The sequence below is a fragment of the Frankia sp. AgKG'84/4 genome, assembly GCF_023242965.2.
Taxonomy (GTDB): Bacteria; Actinomycetota; Actinomycetes; order Frankiales; family Frankiaceae; genus Frankia.
This window is the reverse complement of sequence record NZ_JALKFU020000048.1, coordinates 1-18205: the sequence shown is the minus strand read 5'-3', so window position 1 is coordinate 18205 and position 18205 is coordinate 1. Positions and strand designations below refer to the sequence as shown.

Annotated in this window: 14 protein-coding genes; 4 read left to right on the top strand and 10 right to left on the bottom strand. The window is 70.7% G+C overall.

The window, feature by feature from the left end:
* The 3 genes from MXD58_RS05875 to MXD58_RS05865 all read left to right on the top strand — a co-directional run.
* On the top strand, positions 1-2040 hold a 2040-nt coding region (locus tag MXD58_RS05875; RefSeq protein ID WP_250609098.1), incomplete at its 5' end, for a DEAD/DEAH box helicase.
* Positions 2033-2902 (top strand): SWIM zinc finger family protein, encoded by an 870-nt coding sequence (locus MXD58_RS05870; protein WP_248840936.1) that lies wholly within the window; start codon positions 2033-2035, stop codon positions 2900-2902. The genes MXD58_RS05875 and MXD58_RS05870, both read left to right, overlap by 8 nt.
* 162 nt (positions 2903-3064) lie before the next feature.
* Complete coding sequence (locus tag MXD58_RS05865; RefSeq protein WP_248840937.1) at positions 3065-3553, top strand: Rieske (2Fe-2S) protein; 489 nt, start codon at positions 3065-3067, stop codon at positions 3551-3553.
* Positions 3554-3569: 16 nt separating this feature from the next.
* Here the strand turns inward: MXD58_RS05865 and MXD58_RS05860 are convergent, their stop codons facing one another.
* Positions 3570-7850 carry a bifunctional nitrate reductase/sulfite reductase flavoprotein subunit alpha gene (locus MXD58_RS05860; RefSeq protein ID WP_248840938.1) on the bottom strand — a complete coding sequence of 1427 codons (4281 nt, stop codon included), beginning with the start codon at positions 7848-7850 and terminating at the stop codon, positions 3570-3572.
* A 362-nt stretch (positions 7851-8212) separates the two neighbouring features.
* Here MXD58_RS05860 and MXD58_RS05855 point away from each other — a divergent pair, with 362 nt between their 5' ends.
* Positions 8213-9631, top strand: a complete 1419-nt coding sequence (locus tag MXD58_RS05855) for an MFS transporter (RefSeq protein ID WP_248840939.1) — start codon at positions 8213-8215, stop codon at positions 9629-9631.
* A gap of 57 nt (positions 9632-9688) precedes the next feature.
* Here MXD58_RS05855 and MXD58_RS05850 read toward each other — a convergent pair whose 3' ends face one another.
* The 9 genes from MXD58_RS05850 to MXD58_RS05810 form a co-directional block, all read right to left on the bottom strand.
* A complete protein-coding gene (locus MXD58_RS05850; RefSeq protein WP_248840940.1) occupies positions 9689-10639 on the bottom strand; it encodes a hypothetical protein in 951 nt (316 codons plus the stop codon).
* A 128-nt stretch (positions 10640-10767) separates the two neighbouring features.
* Positions 10768-11412, bottom strand: coding sequence for a LuxR C-terminal-related transcriptional regulator (locus MXD58_RS05845; protein ID WP_248840948.1), 645 nt, complete (start codon positions 11410-11412; stop codon positions 10768-10770).
* A 56-nt stretch (positions 11413-11468) separates the two neighbouring features.
* Positions 11469-12725 (bottom strand): sensor histidine kinase, encoded by a 1257-nt coding sequence (locus MXD58_RS05840; protein WP_250609097.1) that lies wholly within the window; start codon positions 12723-12725, stop codon positions 11469-11471.
* Between the two features lie 179 nt (positions 12726-12904).
* Complete coding sequence (locus MXD58_RS05835; RefSeq protein WP_248840942.1) at positions 12905-13486, bottom strand: hypothetical protein; 582 nt, start codon at positions 13484-13486, stop codon at positions 12905-12907.
* Positions 13487-13690: 204 nt separating this feature from the next.
* Positions 13691-14767, bottom strand: coding sequence for a hypothetical protein (locus MXD58_RS05830; RefSeq protein WP_248840943.1), 1077 nt, complete (start codon positions 14765-14767; stop codon positions 13691-13693).
* Positions 14757-15440: an ABC transporter ATP-binding protein gene (locus MXD58_RS05825; protein ID WP_248840944.1), complete on the bottom strand. Its 684-nt coding sequence runs from the start codon at positions 15438-15440 to the stop codon at positions 14757-14759. Before MXD58_RS05825 ends, MXD58_RS05830 begins: the two co-directional genes overlap by 11 nt.
* Before the next feature lie 130 nt (positions 15441-15570).
* Positions 15571-16017, bottom strand: coding sequence for a hypothetical protein (locus MXD58_RS05820; protein ID WP_250609096.1), 447 nt, complete (start codon positions 16015-16017; stop codon positions 15571-15573).
* 306 nt (positions 16018-16323) lie between these two features.
* Positions 16324-16770: a hypothetical protein gene (locus MXD58_RS05815; RefSeq protein WP_250609095.1), complete on the bottom strand. Its 447-nt coding sequence runs from the start codon at positions 16768-16770 to the stop codon at positions 16324-16326.
* 215 nt (positions 16771-16985) lie between these two features.
* Entirely contained in the window at positions 16986-17942 is a 957-nt protein-coding gene (locus tag MXD58_RS05810) for a GNAT family N-acetyltransferase (protein ID WP_248840947.1), read from the bottom strand.
* Positions 17943-18205: the final 263 nt, after the last annotated feature.

The following is an 18205-nucleotide window of genomic DNA, read 5'->3' as shown; positions in this document are numbered from 1 at the left end:
GCGGTGCGCCGTGCGCTGGCGGCGGCCCAGCCGACCGGCGTCGACCTCGACGTGACCGGGGCGCACGAGTTCCTCCAGGTGGCGGGCGAGCTGGAGCAGGCCGGTTTCGTCGTGCTGGTGCCGGCCTGGTGGCGCCGGCGGGTGCCGGTGCGCCTGGCGCTGTCGGTGCGGGTCGCGAACCCGGTCGTGGCGACCGTCCGGGACACCGCGATGAGCCTCGACGAGCTCGTCGACTTCCGCTGGGACGTCTCCCTCGGCGGCCAGCGCCTGAGCCGCGCGGAACTCACCGACCTCGCCGCCGCGAAGGTGCCGCTCGTCCAGGTGCGCGGCCGCTGGACGCTGGTCGACCCGGCGGTGCTCGCCGCCGGACTCGCGCACACCGCCGACGCGGGGCGGATGACGGTCCGCGCCGCCCTCGCCCACGCCGGTCTGGCCGGCGGCACGCTGACGGACGGCGAGCTGCCAGCCCCGCGGGGCCCGTCCGACCTGGAGGTCGAGGTCAGCGCTGACGGCTGGCTCGGCGGCCTGCTCGCCGGCGCCGGGCGCGAGGAGGACAGCGACGAGGCGGACGACCTGATCGAGTTCGTCGACGCGCCGGCGGGCCTGCGGGTGACGTTGCGGCCATACCAGCGCCGAGGCCTCGGGTGGCTTGCGTTTCTCGACCGTGTCGGCGTGGGCGCGCTGCTCGCCGACGACATGGGTCTGGGCAAGACCGTGCAGGTGCTGGCCCTGGAGCTGCTGACGCGGGAGTCCGGGCCGCGCCCACCGACGCTGGTCGTGTGCCCGACGTCCGTCGTCGGCCACTGGGCGGACGAGGCCGCCCGCGCCGCGCCCGGCCTGCGCGTGCACGTCCACCATGGCGCGGACCGTCCCGGCGGCGCCGCGTTCGCCGCCCTTGCCGCCGGCCAGGACCTGATCGTCACGACCTACGCGGTCGTCCGCCGGGACACCGCGGAACTCGGCGGGCTGGTCTGGGACCGGATCGTGCTCGACGAGGCCCAGCAGATCAAAAACAGTGGCACCCAGCTCGCGCGGGCCGTGCGCGCGCTGCCCGCCCGCCACCGCGTCGCGCTGACCGGCACCCCGGTGGAGAACCGTCTCGCCGACCTCTGGTCGATCATGCATTTTCTCAACCCGGGCCTGCTCGGCGGCTCCGCGCGGTTCCGCGCCCGCTACGCCGTGCCGATCGAACGCTACGACGACACCGACGCCGTCGACCGCCTGCGCCGCCGCCTCCGGCCCGTGGTGCTACGCCGGGTGAAGACGAACCCGGCGGTGCTCGCCGACCTCCCACCGAAGATCGAACGCCGCGACCTGTGCCCGCTCACCCCCGAACAGGCTTCGCTTTACCAGGCGGTGCTTGACGACATGCTTGAGCGCCTGGCCGACTATTCGCCGGTGCGCCGCCGCGGCGCCGTGCTCGCCGCGATGACGAAGCTCAAGCAGGTCTGCAACCATCCCGCCCACCTGCTCGGCGACGCCTCCGCGCTGGCCGGGCGCTCCGGCAAGCTCACCCGCGTCGAGGAGGTCCTCGAACAGATCGTGGCCGATGGCGAGCGGGCGCTGTGCTTCACCCAGTTCGCCCGCTTCGGCGCCATGCTCGAGCCGTATCTGCGCGACCGGTTCGGCGTCGACGTCACCTTCCTGCACGGCGGCACGCCGCGCCGCGAACGCGACGCGATGGTCGAACGGTTCCAGCACGGGCGCGGCGCCGGGATCTTCCTGCTGTCGCTGCGGGCCGGCGGCACCGGGCTGAACCTCACCGCGGCCAGCCATGTGCTGCACCTGGACCGCTGGTGGAACCCGGCCGCGGAGGCGCAGGCCACCGACCGTGCCTACCGGATCGGCCAGCGCCGGGGCGTGCAGGTCCGCACGTTCGTCTGCATGGGCACCCTGGAGGAGCGGGTCGAGCGCATGCTCGCCGACAAGACGCTGCTGGCCCGCACGATGATCGGCGACGGCGAGTCCTGGCTCGCCGGGCTGTCCCTCGACGAGCTGCGCGACCTGTGCGCGCTGAGCCCGGGAACCGTCGATGTCTGACCTGTCGGCTTCATCCGTCTGGTCGCGGCGGTTCCTGACGCTGATCGACGACCTGGGGATGGCAGCGCCGCTGCGTGACGGGCGCCGGCTGGCCCGCACCGGCGCGGTGCTCGGGCTGCGCCGGTCCGCCAACCTGGTCGTCGCCCGGGTCCGACATCCCGACGAGGAGATCCACAAGGCGCGCCTGGCGGTGCGGACGTTCAGCGGCGGTGACTGGGCGCGGATCGAACGGGCGCTGGCCGCCCGCGCCGGTTACGCGGCGTCGCTGCTCGCCGGCTCCGTGCCCGCGGAGATCGACCGGGTCTTCGCCGCGCTCGGCCTGTCCCCACTGCCGACGGGCGCCGACGACCTGGCGATGGACTGCTCCTGCACCGACTGGCAGCGCCCGTGCGCGCACCTCGCCGCCGCCTGCCACGAGCTGGCCCGCCATCTCGATCACGACCCGTTCGAGGTTCTGGCGCTGCGCGGCCGGGAACGCGACGTGCTGCTCGACGGCCTGCGGACCTACCGATCCGTCCCCGTCCCGGTTCCCGACGGCGCCGCCGGCGCGACCTCGGAGGACACGGAGGCGGCACCGGACGCGGTGCTGCCAGCGAGCCCCGAGGCGTTCTGGTCGTCCCCGGCCGACCCAGGTCCCGGCGCCGCCGCCGAAGCGGATGCCTCCGCCAGCGTCGGCCGGCCGAACACCTCCGACAGCGTCAGCCAGCCGAACAATGCGGGTGTGGGACATGAGATGAACAAGTCCGGCGACGGCGGCGACGGCGTGCTGGACCGGTGCGGACCACTGATCCTGGACGCCGCGGGTGACGTGCGTGCGCTGCTGCGGCCCGCCTATGCGGCGTTCGCGACACGCGAACGTTGACCTGCTGATCAGCCTGCCCATTCCCGCGTAGCCTGCCCTCGCGGTGGCGGCACAGGTGCGTCGCCGAACTGTGATGATTCAGGATGAACCGGCCGGGGCCTTCGTCCGTGTCACGTGGCGAGCGAAACCTCGCTCGCTGGGCGATGCACGAGGAGTGATCGCATGACCACACTCAATGACCTCCCGGCCTCGCGGCGAGGTGTGCTCTCCGCCGCCGCGGTCGTCGGAACCGGCGCCGGCCTCGCCCTCGCCGGCTGCTCCAGCTCGGGCAGCTCGGACGCCTCCGCGCCGGCGTCGACCTCGTCGGACGCCAGTAGCGCGCCGGCCAGCGCGGCTGCCACCACCGCGGCTGGTTCGAGCGGGACGGTGCTCGGCGCGACCAGTCAGGTCCCGGTGGGAGGCGGCATGATCTTCTCGTCGGAGAAGGTCGTCGTCACCCAGCCGACCGCGGGCACCTTCAAGGCGTTCAGCAGCACCTGCACCCACCAGGGCTGTCAGGTCAACGCGGTCGCCGACGGCCAGATCAAGTGCCCCTGCCATGGCAGCCGCTTCAGCGCCACCGACGGCTCGGTCGTCGGCGGCCCGGCCCCCCGCCCGCTGCCCGCGGCCAACGTCTCCGTCCAGGGCACCAACCTCGTCCTCGGCACCTGACCGCCCGCCGGCCGGGTCAGTACACGTCGCGGACGTAGCGCTTGTCGGCGGTGAGTTGGCGGACGTAGGCGGCGGCCTCGTCGGCGGCCAGGTTGCCGCAGGTCATGGCGATGTCGCGCAGCGCCTCGTCGACGTCGCGGGCCATCCGGGTGGCGTCGCCGCAGACGTAGAGGTGGGCGCCGTCGGCGAGCCACGACCACAGCGTGGCGGCGTGTTCGCGCATCCGGTCCTGGACGTAGACGCGGTGGCGCTGGTCGCGGGAGAACGCCAGGTCGAGGCGGGTGAGGGTGCCGGCGGCGGCGAGGTCGGCGAGTTCGTCCGCGTAGTAGAAGTCGGTGGCCCGGTGCTGCTCGCCGAAGAACAGCCAGCTCGGCCCGCGGGCGCGCCGGGCCCGGCGTTCCTCCAGGAAGCCGAGGAACGGCGCTACGCCGGTACCCGGCCCGATCATGATCATCGGGGTGGTGTCGTCGGCCGGCGGGCGGAAGTGCGGCGCGCGCTGCACGTACACCGGCACCGGCTGGCCCGCCTCGGCGTCGGCCAGGTAGGTCGAGCACACGCCCTTGCGCGCCCGGCCGTGACTGCCGGTGAACCGCACGACGGACACCGTCAGGCTGACGAGGCGCGGATCCACCAGCGGCGTCGAGGAGATCGAGTACAGCCGGGGCCGCAGCCGGCGCAGCACCCCCAGCCAGTCGTCGACCTCGGCGCGGACCGGGTACTCGGCGAGGACGTCGGCGGCCTGCCGGCCCCACGTCCACTTCGCCAGCTCCAACTTGTTGTCCGGCCGCAGCAGCGTGCGCAGCCGGGTGTCGTGCGTGCGCTCGGCGACGAACCGCAGCAGCGCCGGGCTCACCGAGGTGACGTCGAGGCGGTGGCGCAGCGCCTCGACCAGCGGCAGCGCCCCGCCGACGTCCACCGTCGCGGCCGGATCCAGGCCGGTCACGGCCAGCCACTCGTCGACCAGCTCGGCGCAGTTGACCGGCCAGACGCCGAGGGCGTCACCGGCGGCGTAGCCCACCGCGGCGCCGCCGAGGTCGAAGGTGAGCCGGCGCACCTCCTTCGCCGAGCCGTCCCGGCTCAGCAGCTGGTTGCCGACCAGCGGCGCGACCCGGGGGTCCTCCCGGGTACCCGTCCCACCGGCACTGCCCTCCGCTGACGTCCGCGGCCGGGGCAGTGGCCCGGCCGTGACCGGTGTCGACGCGCGAGCGCGGGTAGGCGCCGCCGGTGGCGCGGACGGCTCGGACGCAACGGACGATGGGTGGCAGCGATCGTCATCGTCCGATGCGGTGTCGGCGGCGAGGGCGGTGTCGGCGGCGAGGGCGGTGACGGCCTGGTCCAGCCAGTCGGCGAGGGTGTCCTGGTAGTCGGGTTCGCAGTCGACGCGGGGAACGAGGCGCACCCCGCCGAGGTCGGCGAGGCGCTGGTCGAGGGCGCGGCCGTGGCCGCAGAACTCGGCGTAGCTGGAGTCGCCGAGGGCCACCACCGCGAACCGGCGGCCGTCGAGGCGGGGGGCGTCCGCGGCGCGCAGGGTGTCCCAGAAGGCCGCGCCGTTGTCGGGCGCGTCGCCATCGCCGAACGTGCTGGTCACGACGAGCAGATCGCCGGGTTCACCGAGCACGTCGCCGGCCGGGGCGTCCATCGGGCGCAGCCGCGGTGACCAGCCGGCGTCGGCCAGCCGGCCCCGCACCGCGTCGGCGGCCTCCTGCGCGTTGCCGGTCTGCGACGCCCAGAGCACCTGCACCACCCGCGTCGCCGGGTCCGTGCGGGCCGGCTCCTCAGGGACGCGCTGTGCCGTGACGTGCTGGGTGGGGGAACGGTGCGCGGGTTCGGCGGCGCCGGCCAGGAAGCCGTTGATCCACCAGCCGGCGGCCGGGTCGAACGGCGCGTCGTCGGGCAGCCGCGGTGGCGGCGTCCCGGCGGTGGCCGTCGGCGCAGCCGCCAGAGCGGTGAGGAAACCGGCCAGGTAGCGGCGTTGCGCCTCGGTGAGCGGCGGCGGGGTCAGGTCCAGCCCGAGTAGATCACCGAGCGCCCCGGCCGCACCGGGCGCCGGTTGGGCCCGCGTGGGAACCGGTGCCGGCGCCTCGGCGGGGGAGTCGACCCTGGTGAGGGCGACGGCGGCGATCTTGAGCTCGGGCTGGAAGGAGATCGGGTCGACGGCGTCATTGGTGACGGCGTTGATGGCGAGCTCGGCGCCGAACAGGTCGTTCCAGTGGAACGGGGCGAAACAGCCACCGGGCAGTACCCGGTCGGTGACCACCGCCGGCAGCACCGCGCGGCCCCGCCGCGAGACGATCTCCACCTGGTCGCCGGCAGCGATGCCGAGGGGACCGGCGTCGGCCGGGTTGATCTCGATGAACGGGCCGGCGTCGAGCCGGTTGAGCCGCGCCACCCGGCCCGTCTTGGTCAGGGTGTGCCACTGGTGGGGCAGCCGGCCGGTGTTCAGGACGAACGGATGGTCCTCGTCGGGCAGCTCGGCGGGCGGCAGGTGCGGACGGGGGTGGAACACGGCCCGTCCGCTCGGCGTCGGGAACACCAGGGCGGGCCGGGTGCCGTCCGCGCGGGTCAGCGGGTTCTGGCTCACTCCGTCGTTGCGATAACGAATGGGGTTGCGCGGCCCGCACCCGGGCGCCGCCGGCCACTGGACCGGGCCTTCGCGCAGCCGGTCGTAGCTGACGCCGCGCAGGTCGTAGCCGGTCTGCGGGTTATGGAAGCCGCGGATCTCGGCGAAGACCTCCTCGGCACTGGCGTAGTCGAACGCCTCGCCGTAGCCCATCGCGGTGGCGACGCGGGCGATCAGCGCCCAGTCGGGCAGCGCGTCCCCGGGAGGGTCGACGACCTGGCGGGTGAGCGTCAGGTTCCGCTCTGAATTGATCATGATACCGTCGGTCTCCGCCCACATCGCCGCCGGCAGCAGCACGTCGGCGTGCCTGTTCGTCTCCGTGTCGGCGTAGGCGTCCTGGGCGACGACGAACTCGGCGGCGGTGAGGCCGGCGAGCACGGTCGCCCGGTTCCCGACGGACGCGACGGGGTTGGTGCAGATGATCCAGCAGGCGCGGATGTCGCCGTCGGCCATCCGCTGGAACATCTCCACGGTGCCCCTGCCGACGTCGGTGCGCAGCCGGCCCGGCGGCAGCCCCCAGCGCTGCTCGACGAAGGCGCGGTCGGCGTCGACGAGCACCGAACGCTGGCCGGGCAGGCCGGGGCCCAGGTAGCCCATCTCGCGGCCGCCCATGGCGTTGGGCTGGCCGGTGAGCGAGAACGGCCCGCTGCCCGGCCGGCAGATCGCGCCGGTCGCCAGGTGCAGGTTGACCAGGGCGTTGGTGTTCCAGGTGCCGTGGGTGGACTGGTTGAGGCCCATCGTCCAGCAGCTCGTCCAGTTGGCCGCCGCGCCGATCCACTCGGCGGCGCGGCGCAGGTCGTCCTCGGCGATGCCGGTCAGCTCGGCCACGGCCCCCGGCGGGTAGTCGGCGAGCAGCGGTGGCATCGCCGCCCAGCCTTCGGTGTGCTCGGCGATGAACTCCTCGTCGAGCCGGCCGGCCTCGGCCAGCAGGTGCAGCAATCCGTTGAGCAGGGCGATGTCGGTGCCGGGGCGGACCTGCAGGAACAGGTCGGCCTTCGCGGCGGTGGCGGTCCGGCGCGGGTCGACGACAATCAGCTTCGCGCCGGCCCGGACCCGCTCCATCAGGCGCAGGAACAGGATGGGATGGCAGTCCGCCATGTTCGCGCCGATGACGAGGAAGACGTCGGCGTGGTCGAGGTCGTCGTAGGAGCCGGGCGGGCCGTCCGCGCCGAGGGAGAGCTTGTAGCCGCTGCCCGCGCTGGCCATGCACAGCCGCGAGTTCGACTCGATCTGGTTCGTGCCGATGAACCCCTTGGCGAGCTTGTTCGCCAGGTACTGCGCCTCCAGGGTCAGTTGCCCCGAGACGTAGAGGGCGACGGCGTCCGGCCCGTGCTCGTCGATGATCGCGCGCAGTCGCTGGCCGACGGCGGTGGTCGCCTCGTCGAGGGCGACGTCGACGGCGTCGCCGCCGCGTTCGGCGCGGACCCGGGCGGTGTCCAGCCGGCCTGGCGCGGCCAGCATGTCGGCGCTGGTCGAGCCCTTCGTGCACAGCCGCCCGCCGTTGGCCGGATGCGCCTTGTCGCCGGTCACCTTGCTTACCCGGCCGCGGCCGTCGGGGCCGTCCTCGAGGTCGAGGACCATGCCGCAGCCGACGCCGCAGTACGAACAGACCGATCGGACCGGACCCGTCACGCTGTGCCGGGAGCTGGCGTCGGAGCTGGCCTTGGACGCCGACATCACTTCCTCCGGATAGGCCGCGCGCCCGGCGGAAGCGGCCGGTCGCTGCGCCAACCGTAAAGTCGCCGGGTTTCCTGGAGGTCACGGCGACACCGGACGTCCATGACGGGACGCGCACGGTCGGAGCCCGATCACGGTGCTACGCGTGAAACAACGCCGTGACCTGTCCGGGTACCCCGCCCGACGTGCCCCAAGGGTAATGTCCCCAGACGGCCGGCGGGGCAGCTCACAACGCCGGCCAGGGGCGGGAGAGAAGTGTTTTCCGTCGTCGTAATCGCCGGGCCGGAGGCGCCGAAACACCTGATCCCTAACGTCTGCGGCTAGTTCCCAGACATCTGCAGGACGGGCCGAGGAGCCACATCATGAGTACTCTCCGCCGATCAGGACGCTGGATCGACGAATGGAATCCCGAGGACGCAGGATTCTGGCAGAGCCGCGGCCGGGGCATCGCCCGCCGTAATCTCTTCTGGTCCGTGGTCGCGGAGCACTTCGGCTTCTCCGTGTGGGTCATGTGGAGCATCCTGGTCGTCAAGATGGGCGCGAACTCCCACGGCGGCCCCGGGCCCGCCGGGTTCTCCCTGTCCACCGACCAGCAGCTCTGGCTCGTCGCCGTGCCCTCCGGCGTCGGCGCGTTCCTCCGCCTGCCCTACACCTTCGCCGTGCCGACGTTCGGCGGCCGGAACTGGACGATCTTCTCCGCGTTGCTGCTCGTCGTCCCCTGCTCGCTGATGATGTGGGCGGTGCGCCATCCCGAGCTTTCCTTCGGCTCGCTGCTGGTCATCGCCGCCGTCGCCGGCGTCGGCGGGGGGAACTTCGCCTCGTCGATGACGAACATCTCCTTCTTCTACCCGGAACGCGAGAAGGGCTGGGCGCTCGGGCTGAACGCGGCCGGCGGCAACCTCGGCGTCGCCGTGATCCAGAAACTCGGCGCCACCGTGATCGCCGCCGGCACCGGCGCGGCGCTCGGCCGGATCGGCCTGATCTACATCCCGCTCGCCATCATCGCCGCCGTCGGCGCGCTGCTTTTCATGGACAATCTCAGCGAGGCCCGCGCGGACTACGGCGCGACCGCATCCGCGGCGAAACGCGGCCACACCTGGGTCATGTCCTTTCTCTACATCGGCACGTTCGGCTCGTTCATCGGGTATTCCACGGCGTTTCCCGCGCTGCTGAAGAACCCGGCGCTGTTCGACCGGGCGGACGTGGCGCTGAGCTACGGATTCGTCGGCGCGTTCGTCGGTTCGCTGGCCCGCCCGTTCGGTGGCTGGCTCGGTGACCGCATCGGCGGCGCCCGGGTGACCGTCGCGGCGTTCGTGGCGATGACCGTCGGCGGGCTCGGCGCGGTCGCGTCGATCGGTCCGAAGGGCAAGATCCTCGACCATCCGAACTTCGGGTTGTTCTTTGCGTCGTTCATGCTGCTGTTCCTCGCCAGCGGCATCGGCAACGGCTCGACCTACCGGATGATCCCGGCGATCTTCGCCCGGCGTGGCCGGGAGCTCGGCGGTGACGAGGCGACGATGCGCCGCGCCCGCAAGGAGGCGGCGGGCGCGCTCGGCATCTGCTCCGCCGTCGGCGCGTTCGGCGGATTCCTGGTGCCGATCATTTACGCCCAGTCGAACAAGGCGTACAAGACGATCGCCCCCGCGCTGTGGACCTACATCGGCCTGTTCCTCCTCATGGCCGTCGTGACCTGGTGGTTCTACCTACGCCGCGGCGGCTTGGAGGCCGCCGGAGAGCCGGCACCGGCGCCCGCCCGGGAACTCGTGGCCACCACGGGCTGACCAGACCCGAGCTGGCCCGACCCGAGCTGGCCCGACCCGAGCCACGCGGCCGGCAGGTCACAGTCCGCCGTTGAGTGCGCGGGCCAGTGCCGGTGCCGGGTCGGCGGCGACGGACACGTTCGCCGCGACGTGGATGACCAGCAGGACGGCCAGCAGCACCGTCAGCGCGCCGCCTGACCCCAGCACACGCCGCGTGCGCCGGTCGGTGCTGGCGGTGGCCGCGAACCTGCGCCACAGCAGCACGGCCACTCCGACGGCGACGACCGCGAGGACGCTGGAGATGACGGCCATCACCACGTGGTAGCGGGCGAACTCGTCGGTCATCGCGTCGATGGCCGGCGACGTCCCCGCACCGGCGCCCGTCGGGTCGGCGAGCTGTCGGCGGGCCTGCATGAGCGCGGCGGCGAACGGCTGGTCGCCGCCGTCCTCGGTCAGCATGGGGAACAGCGAGGCGAAGGGGGCGGCCGCGCCCTGGAGGTTGGCCATCACCGCCGCCAGCGGGACCAGCGCGAACGCCGTTGTCGCGGCGCCGGCCGAGGCCAGGGCGGCTCGGACCGATGCCTGGCCTGCCCGGAGGAACCCGTGCCACAGGCGAACGGTGAGTGCGACGAACACGGCCAGCAGCAGCGCGGCGATCGCGCCCTTCGCAAGGTGGTAGCGGCACCAGAAGTCGATGACCGTGACGAGATCCCCGGACGGACTGCGTTCGCCGGAGTGCCAGTAGCCGGTGAACCCGGCGCGCAGCGCGTCGAGGAGACGTCCATGGTCGGCCAGGTCGCCGGGGGTGCCGAGGTTCGCCAACGGGCCCGGGGCGAGGACGAACGCGGCGATGAGGACCGCGGCGAGTACGCCGAGTGCGGCGGTCAGCCGGTTCTGCGCGCCGGGCGAAGGCCGAGGCCGGCGCTTCGTGGTGTCGAGGGGCCGGGCGCAGCGGTGCCGGGTGACCGGCGCCCTTCCCGCCCCCGAGCGTCGGGCCCGCGGATCTCTCGGATACGACGGTGTTGTCATGGTGATCACGGTCCCGCGCGGGCGGGCCGTGGTCACCGGAGTGCGCCGGACACCCTGGGGTGTGGCAGGCCCTACCGTTGTGGAAAATATCGGCGGCGGGCGGCGGGCGGCGGGCGGCGGGCGGCCGGTCAGGTGCGCAGGGAGGCGAGGACAGCGAGCACGCGGCGGTGCTGGGCGTCGTCGGGCGGCAGGCCGAGCTTCGCGAAGATGTTGCCGATGTGCTTCTCGACCGCGCTGGCGGAGAGCACCAGCCGCCGGGCGATCGCCGAGTTCGAATGGCCCTCGGCCATCAGCGCCAGCAGCTCGCGTTCCCGGGTGGTCAGCGAACCCAACGGATCATCGCGGCGTTTCCCGGCCAGCAACTGCGCGACGACCGTGGGGTCGAGCACGGTGCCGCCGCCGGCGACGCGAACCAGCGCGTCGAGGAACTCCTCGACCCGTCCGACCCGGTCCTTGAGCAGATAGCCGACGCCGCCAGCGCCGTCGGCGAGCAGCTCGGCCGCGTAGGACGTCGCCACGTACTGGCTGAGCACCAGCATCGGCGCGCCCGGCAGGCGCGCCCGCAGGCCGATCGCCGCGCGCAGTCCCTCGTCGGTGTGCGTCGGCGGCATCCGCACGTCGACGACCGACACGTCCGGGCGCAGCCGGAGCACCGCGTCGACGAGACCGTCGCCGTCGCCGACCGCTGCCACCACCTGGTGCCCCTCCTCGGCGAGCAGCCGGATGAGTCCCTCGCGCAGCAGCACCGCGTCATCGGCCACCACGATCCGCAACCCACCGGTGGCCGCCGGGCCCGACGGCGGCGGCCCGGACGACGCGTTCTCCCCGGTCAGGGGCACGGCAGCGCCGCGGTGATCGTCGTCGGACCGCCGGCTGGGCTCTCGACCCGCAGCCGACCACCGACCGCGTGCACCCGGTCGGCCAGACCACGCAGCCCGTGCCCCTTGGCGAACGCCGCCCCGCCCACCCCGTCGTCGCTCACCCAGACCCGCAGCTCGGCGCCATCGTGGCGCAGCCCGATCCCGCACCGCCCGGCGCCACTGTGCTTGGCGACGTTGGTCAGCGCCTCGGCGACGACGAAGTACGCCGCCGTCTCCACCGCGGCCGGCGGCCGGGAACCCCGGACCTCGGCAGCCAGCTCGGCGGGCACCGTCGACCGCGCGGCCAGCTCGGCGAACGCGTCACGCAGGCCCCGATCGACGAGGATCGGCGGCGCGATCCCGCGCGAGAGCGCCCGCAGCTCCTCCAACGCCTCTTCGGCCTGACCGAGCGCGTCGGCGAGGGTCGCCCGAACCTCCTCGGGTCGGCGATCAAGCTGACGCTGAGCGCGTCCCAGCTCCAACGCCAGGCGGACGAGGCGCTGCTGCGGCCCGTCGTGAATGTCGCGTTCCAGCCGGCGCAGCGCCGCTGCCTCGGCTGTCACCGCGGCGACGTTGCGCGCCCGGGCGGTGTCCCGCTCCTGCTCCAACCCGCGGATCCGCCGGTGCAGCGCCGACTCATCGGAGAGCAACGCGCGCCCCAGCCCGGCCTGCGCGGCGACCAGCCTGCGAGCCACCAGCGGCAGCGCCACCAGCAGCAACAGCCCCACGACAGTACCGAAAGCCATCCGTTCGGCCGGCGAGGTCAAGCCCAGACTCACCTCGATGTGCGACTGCGCGCCCCCCGCGCTCACGGTCAACGGCGACAGCGTCGCGGTGGGCTGATCCCAGTTGCGCACGGCCGTCGTCGCCCCACTGACGCCGACGAACCACCACAGCGCCGTCACCGTCGCCGTGACCACCGTGACCGGCAGCAGCACCAGCGCGTGCGCCAGCCCCAGCCACAACCCCGGATCCGACGCCGCGGCGCTCCCGACCGGCCTAGCCCGCACCGCGCCGAACCCGCCATCGGCACCCGCCGAGGGGACCCGTCCGATCCGCCACCGCTCCACCTTGGCGGCCCACCGCACCGGCGCGGCGACTCCAGCCACCGCCCGCGACCGGGCCGGCACCAGCAGACCTGCCGCCGCGACACACAGCCCGACCAGCACCAGCAACAGTCCGGCTGCGGCACTCACCGGGGCGGTGATCAGATATAGCGACTCCACCAGCACGCCACGCCCGACCCGCCCGAGAAAACGGACACCCGGCCAGGCCCGAATCCTGACCGCACTGGATGACGTCCCGGCCATGGGCCCAGCCTAACGGCGGCGACACACCGTCCTGCCCCGCTCCACCGGGTTGATGAGCGCCCTGGCGCAGGGTCCGGACCAGGGCGCGGGGCAGGTCAGTACCGGCGGTGTCGGACGGTGAAGGAGGCCGCCCCAGCGAGAAGAATGGCCGCGCTCAGGACGAGGTGGCCGGGCCTGAAGTCGGCGCGGACGTAGGCCCAGACGTGCGACTGCCCCTGGGCGGCGCCACCAAAGGTCGCCACTGCCATGAAATAGGCGACAGGAACGGTCAGTGCCGCGGTCTCATCGGCAAGGCCAAGACAGAGCAGGGCCAGCCCCACGAAGCAGAGGGCGTCCCGCAGCAGCGCCGGGGCATGCCGGCCATCACCAGCCAGATACATCGTGCCGACGCTGACAACGACCGGCCCGAGTAGCGTCAAAAGCGCCAGGGCGTCGAAGGGAAGCAGGCTGCGTCTTGCTACCCGTTCGAAATCACTGGTGATCGAACTGAACATCCACACCGTCGCGGGCGCGAGCGCGACCATGATTATCAGCTGGAGCTGTACTGGTTTGGTCAGACCAGAAACAATCTCCGGCAGCGGCACCGTGCCACCGGCCCACCACCAGCCGAGAAAGGACGCGATCGCCGCGCAGCCAGCGGAGGGAAGGAATCGATGAGCTCGCGTGTAGTCAATCATCTCGCGAGCCGTCGTGGCAGGGCGAGGTGGCGTTCCAGATTCTGGGCGCCTGCGCCGGGTCGGGTGGGGGGAGGTGGAGCTGAAGGCCGGTGGCGACGGCCGACGCACCATTGACGCCAAGTCGCATCAACACCATGAAACTAAGATCGCCGAACGTCGCCAGATCCGCGTTCCTGCCCCGCACGGCCTCGAAGCTCGTTGCGTTCAGGCAACCGCGCATCGCCAGGGGAAGGGCTTGGCCAAGGCTATTTCGCCTTGTTCCTCGGTCGTCGAGGTCACCGCGATGGGCAGGCGACCCTCGCTGGCCGTCGGACCGATCCCCACCGGTGGCGTAGGCAGACCAAGACCAGTCCATGCCTGCCGGACCCGCTTCCAGGCAGCGACATTGATGGCATGAGCCGGCAGGTCCTCCGGCCACAGGCAGACGTCATCCGCGCACCGTTCCTGTCCGCTGGGCCTTGCTCGGACGGCATCGTGCCCGAGTCCCCGAACCCCGGCGGCGACGACCAGTGCTCCGAGCACGGACACCCCGGCGATGCCAGCCGCCACTGCGGGCCGCCAGGGCTCCTGCCGGACCGGTGAGAGCCTGACGCCCGCGACGCAGAGGGAAACCAGACCCAGCGCCGCGAAGACGGCGAGGGTGGCATGTGTGGCCCGCGGGTCCGGCACCGAGCCACTGTCGCAGCAGCCTGTCATGTAGCCCATGGCATGCCGCAACCAGATCGGATTCGCCCAGCCCACCGGCAACGCCAGGAAGAGATAAGGCGCGAGCAGGGCGACCGGCAGCGCCAGCAGCGGCGGAAGGACCAGACCGAATGCGGCTCCCACCAGGGCCCAGCAGATCACGCCCACCGCTGACAGCAGGGGGAAGGTCACACCCGGCAGGGCGAACGAGGGAAGTCCGGCAAGGATCACCGCATAGATCACAGCCATGATCAACAGACCCGTCGCGACGGGCACCCAGACGCGGCTCGCGAGCACCACCCACCATGGACGCCAGACGATCATGCGTCCCCAGAGGCGCCGGATGGTCGCCATCTCCCAGGCGGAACAGAATGCCACCAGCGGCGCTACGAAGTTCAGCGCATTATGGGCGCCAATCGCCCGACCGACCGCATAGCGTTCGCTGGTGATGTTCTCCACCGCGATCTCGTAGGCGACCCACGCCACTGGAAGGGCCAGGAGAATAGCAGGCTCGCGGAATGGAGAGCGATCAAAGAAAAGAGCGGGGCGTGGCCGACGACGATCGGATGCGGTGAAGCGCGCCGCGTCAGCGGTCACGGAGGGCCTCCGCAAAACTGGTGACCAGCTCGTCCTCGTGTTCACTTCGGAAAAAAACATCGAGCGAGTCGTCGAAACGGATTTCTCCTTGATCGACGACGAGGAGGCGCTCGAAGGGCGACTGCACGTCTGTCGCTGTGTGAGACGTGATCAGTAGACCGGTTCCGCGGCTTACGAGCTCGGTCAGCACCTTGGTGACGGAGGTTCGCGCCAACGGGTCGAGTGAGGATGCCGGCTCATCGAGAAGAAGCAGGTCCGGCCTCGTTACCAGGGCGCACGCGATGCCCAGCCTAGCTCGCTCGCCGCCGCTGGTCTGACCGGCGGGCCGGGAAGCCAGTCGTTCGAGGTCGGTGAGGCGCAGCGCGTCCGCCACGCCGGCCGCCGCGTCTCGGCGAGACATCCCGGAGAGCCAGCCCGCGTACCGAACCTGCTGTTCGAGTGTGAAGTTTGGCAACGCCGGCGGAAACTGCGGACCGAAGCCGATGCGTCCGCGCCGGACCACTCGTCCGGCGGTCGGTTTCAACAGGCCGCCCATCAGCCGCAAGATGGTGGACTTGCCAGCTCCGTTAGGGCCGATGATGACGGTGGGGCGATCGTCCAGGGCGAGGCTGAGGTGCTCGGTGACGAAGTCGCGACGCCGACCATAGCGAAACGAAACATCTCGTAGCTGCATGTGGGTGAAGTGCTCCTCTGCCCGACGAGAGCGGGGCCCGTCGGCTACGCGCGGCCAACCAAAAAGCGCAGAATATCATGTAACATGGCGCGGACCTGTGGCCACAGGTCCGCGCCACGCCTAGGCTACGTCAATATGCAGCCTTGACCGGATTGGCGGATATTGTACCAAAATCATAGTGAAGGTAGCGGTTGAAAAACGTCCCAGTCGCCGTCGGCACGCCCCAATCGACAGTCGGCTGCTGATAGGTGCAGCTGTTCACATTCCTGGTGCCGTAGCTGTCGTCAGGAAGTGCGGTTCGGGAACGGCGCAGCTCGACGTTCAACGAGAAGGTCGCGCCATCATCGCGCGAGCACCCGCCGAGCGTCGCCGTCGTGTAGTTGGCGTCGGTGTGACGGTCGGTCCAGCGCCGCGACTCATACTTGGTCGCGACGTGCGACAGCGAGCTCTGCCAGCTACCCTCGGCATGAGCCGCGGAAGGCGCCACAGCCAGGCCGATGAGAGTACTGGCCATCAGCGCGTTGCGCCGCCGCCGGTTAGCGGCCGGCGGATCGCCGGCACCGTCGTAGTTGGCCACAGACCAGCGCAGATCCATACATGCCTCGCAGTTCGCTCGATCATGATTGAATAGGCAGTCCGGATAGACTGCCGAACAGGGGTGGAAGCGGCCGGATATCCGCCGTGAGCGCTGTGCGCGCCACGCGGCTATGCGACCAGGGCGCGTGTGGGTAACGGTCTCAGTGGGTGGGCCTCGGGCCAGTTCGCTGACGACTCTGCCGGGTTCCTGTCGCACGAGTGCGAGTGTCCTTAGCTGCCTGCCTGCTCGGGATTCTTGGTGGAGAACAGTTCGCCGATAGGTGGACGGGCAGGTAGGTGAATCCGTCTAGGCGGTGTGACTGGTGTTCCTGCCTTCGTCGCCGGCGGCCGCGGCGGGTGGGACAAATGAATACGTCTTGGTGCGCGGCCGTAGTTGACCGAAGAACGCGACGGCTCGGCAGATCAACAAATCCGCGCTGAATTCGACTATTTCCGTGCCAAAGAGGGCTGGCGTGCCGGTGGAATCGCGGATCACCCAGGTCAGCAGGGCCTGACCGTGGTGGATGTCAAGATCGCTGAGGCGGTGCAGATCATGCTGCGGAAAGCGAGTGACCAGCTGGCTGATGGAGGTGGCGAGTTCGCGCCTGCCGGCCGACTGCCACCAGGGATTTGAGTACGCCACATCGGGCGAGCAGCACGTCTTCAGCTGATCTTCGGTGTCTTGTGTGGTGGACTTTGACCAGGCGCGGTGAAAAGTATCGACCAGGTTCTCGTAGACGCGGACAGAGAACATGGAATCCGGTCCTCCGGCGCCGTCATTCGGGCTTTTTTGTTCCCCGGTCATGGGGAGAGTACCCGAGCCGCGGTAGTCCGCCGAAGGTTTCCGGAACAGCCTTTCGGTACGGCTCCGGGGGAGGCGAGAACGAGGCCAAAATCTGCGAGGTATCCGAGATTTTCAGTGCTCGTCATAGTACGGTGACCTCGCGGATTTGTCGGTTCGGGAGGACTTCATGAGTCACTGGATCGTGTGTCGCCTCGGACGGTCCGTAGGTAGCGGTTGCGTTCCGGGTAGACGGCGATAATGACGCGGTCCCAGTGGCGGCCCTGGTAGTAGTCGTGGTCTATGAGTCGTCCTTCGACTCGGAAGTTCTCGCTTTGAGCGCTGGCGAACTGCGTGAAGTTGAAGGCGGGGACCTCGAGATAGAGTTTTCGCATCGGCCAGACGTCGAACACGTAGTTCATAAATGTCTTGACCGGCTCGATAGCTAGCCCTGAGCCTAGATGGCTGGGAAGCATCGCGGCGCCAACGTAGGCGGTTCCGAGACCCAGGTCCGGGTTATAGCAGATGACGTTCCCAACGGGCTGGCCTGTCTCGACGGACTCGACCACGAACTGGGCGAGGACGCCGGCCCACAGATCGCGCTCGAATTTCTCGAAGTCCGGTACCGCTCCGCGATACCGCCAACGGAAGCCAACTTCAGGTGAGACGGCCAGTTCATAGAGGAAGCCGATCAGTGGCGGAGTGAGCGTGGTGAGCCGAAAGAACTGGCCACTGCGGGGTGGAGGTGTGACGTGGCCTGGGCCATGGACACGAGAGTCAACTCGGTCGGGAAGTGAGCTGTCCGGCGTCGACCTCACCTCATTCCGAGAGGTGACCGTGTCCCGAGTGATCGCCCGGTTCACATGCATGGATTCGGTCGGGCCTAGGCCGAGATGCGGGGCCGTGCCTCTTTGGTTCCAGGCATTTGTGTACACCTGATAGAGTTCGCCGACAGTACCAAAGGACATCCACTCCCGTTCACCTAGTACCACCCCGCCGGCCTCGGCCAGCAGGGCATGGAGTTCGAGGAGGGCGAAGGAGTCGTAGCCTAGGTCGGCCGCGAGTTGAGCATCAAACGAGGCTTTCTCATGGTTTCCGCCCGCGATCCGCGTAACCTGCCTGAGAAAGTCCTCGCGGGAAAGCATGCATCCTCGATATTCGTCGGAGGGTTAAGTTCCGCCGGTGTTCGAGGGGCGGCGGAAGCGACTGCGTCCTAGTGCGTGACTGGTGCTAGTGAGAATATGCGTCACGGTTCCTACTGGGCACACATTAGTGACAGTGCGATATGGGTGCAAGGAGGCCCGGCGCTGTGGGTGCCGACCAATCGTTTGAGAAGGTGTTTGAGATCGTCGGTTAGATGATTCTCTGTAGCGGTCGGGGTCCTGGCCGTCGGGCGGGTGCGCGCCGG

Bases quoted from the DNA above. Each gene is read 5' to 3' on its own strand.
- MXD58_RS05865 (WP_248840937.1), top strand. From the start codon at position 3,065: ATGACCACACTCAATGACCTCCCGGCCTCGCGGCGAGGTGTGCTCTCC.
- MXD58_RS05825 (WP_248840944.1), bottom strand. From the start codon at position 15,440: ATGCAGCTACGAGATGTTTCGTTTCGCTATGGTCGGCGTCGCGACTTC.
- MXD58_RS05815 (WP_250609095.1), bottom strand. From the start codon at position 16,770: ATGTTCTCTGTCCGCGTCTACGAGAACCTGGTCGATACTTTTCACCGC.
- MXD58_RS05850 (WP_248840940.1), bottom strand. From the start codon at position 10,639: ATGACAACACCGTCGTATCCGAGAGATCCGCGGGCCCGACGCTCGGGG.
- MXD58_RS05870 (WP_248840936.1), top strand. From the start codon at position 2,033: ATGTCTGACCTGTCGGCTTCATCCGTCTGGTCGCGGCGGTTCCTGACG.
- MXD58_RS05835 (WP_248840942.1), bottom strand. From the start codon at position 13,486: ATGATTGACTACACGCGAGCTCATCGATTCCTTCCCTCCGCTGGCTGC.
- MXD58_RS05810 (WP_248840947.1), bottom strand. From the start codon at position 17,942: ATGCTTTCCCGCGAGGACTTTCTCAGGCAGGTTACGCGGATCGCGGGC.
- MXD58_RS05855 (WP_248840939.1), top strand. From the start codon at position 8,213: ATGAGTACTCTCCGCCGATCAGGACGCTGGATCGACGAATGGAATCCC.
- MXD58_RS05860 (WP_248840938.1), bottom strand. From the start codon at position 7,850: ATGTCGGCGTCCAAGGCCAGCTCCGACGCCAGCTCCCGGCACAGCGTG.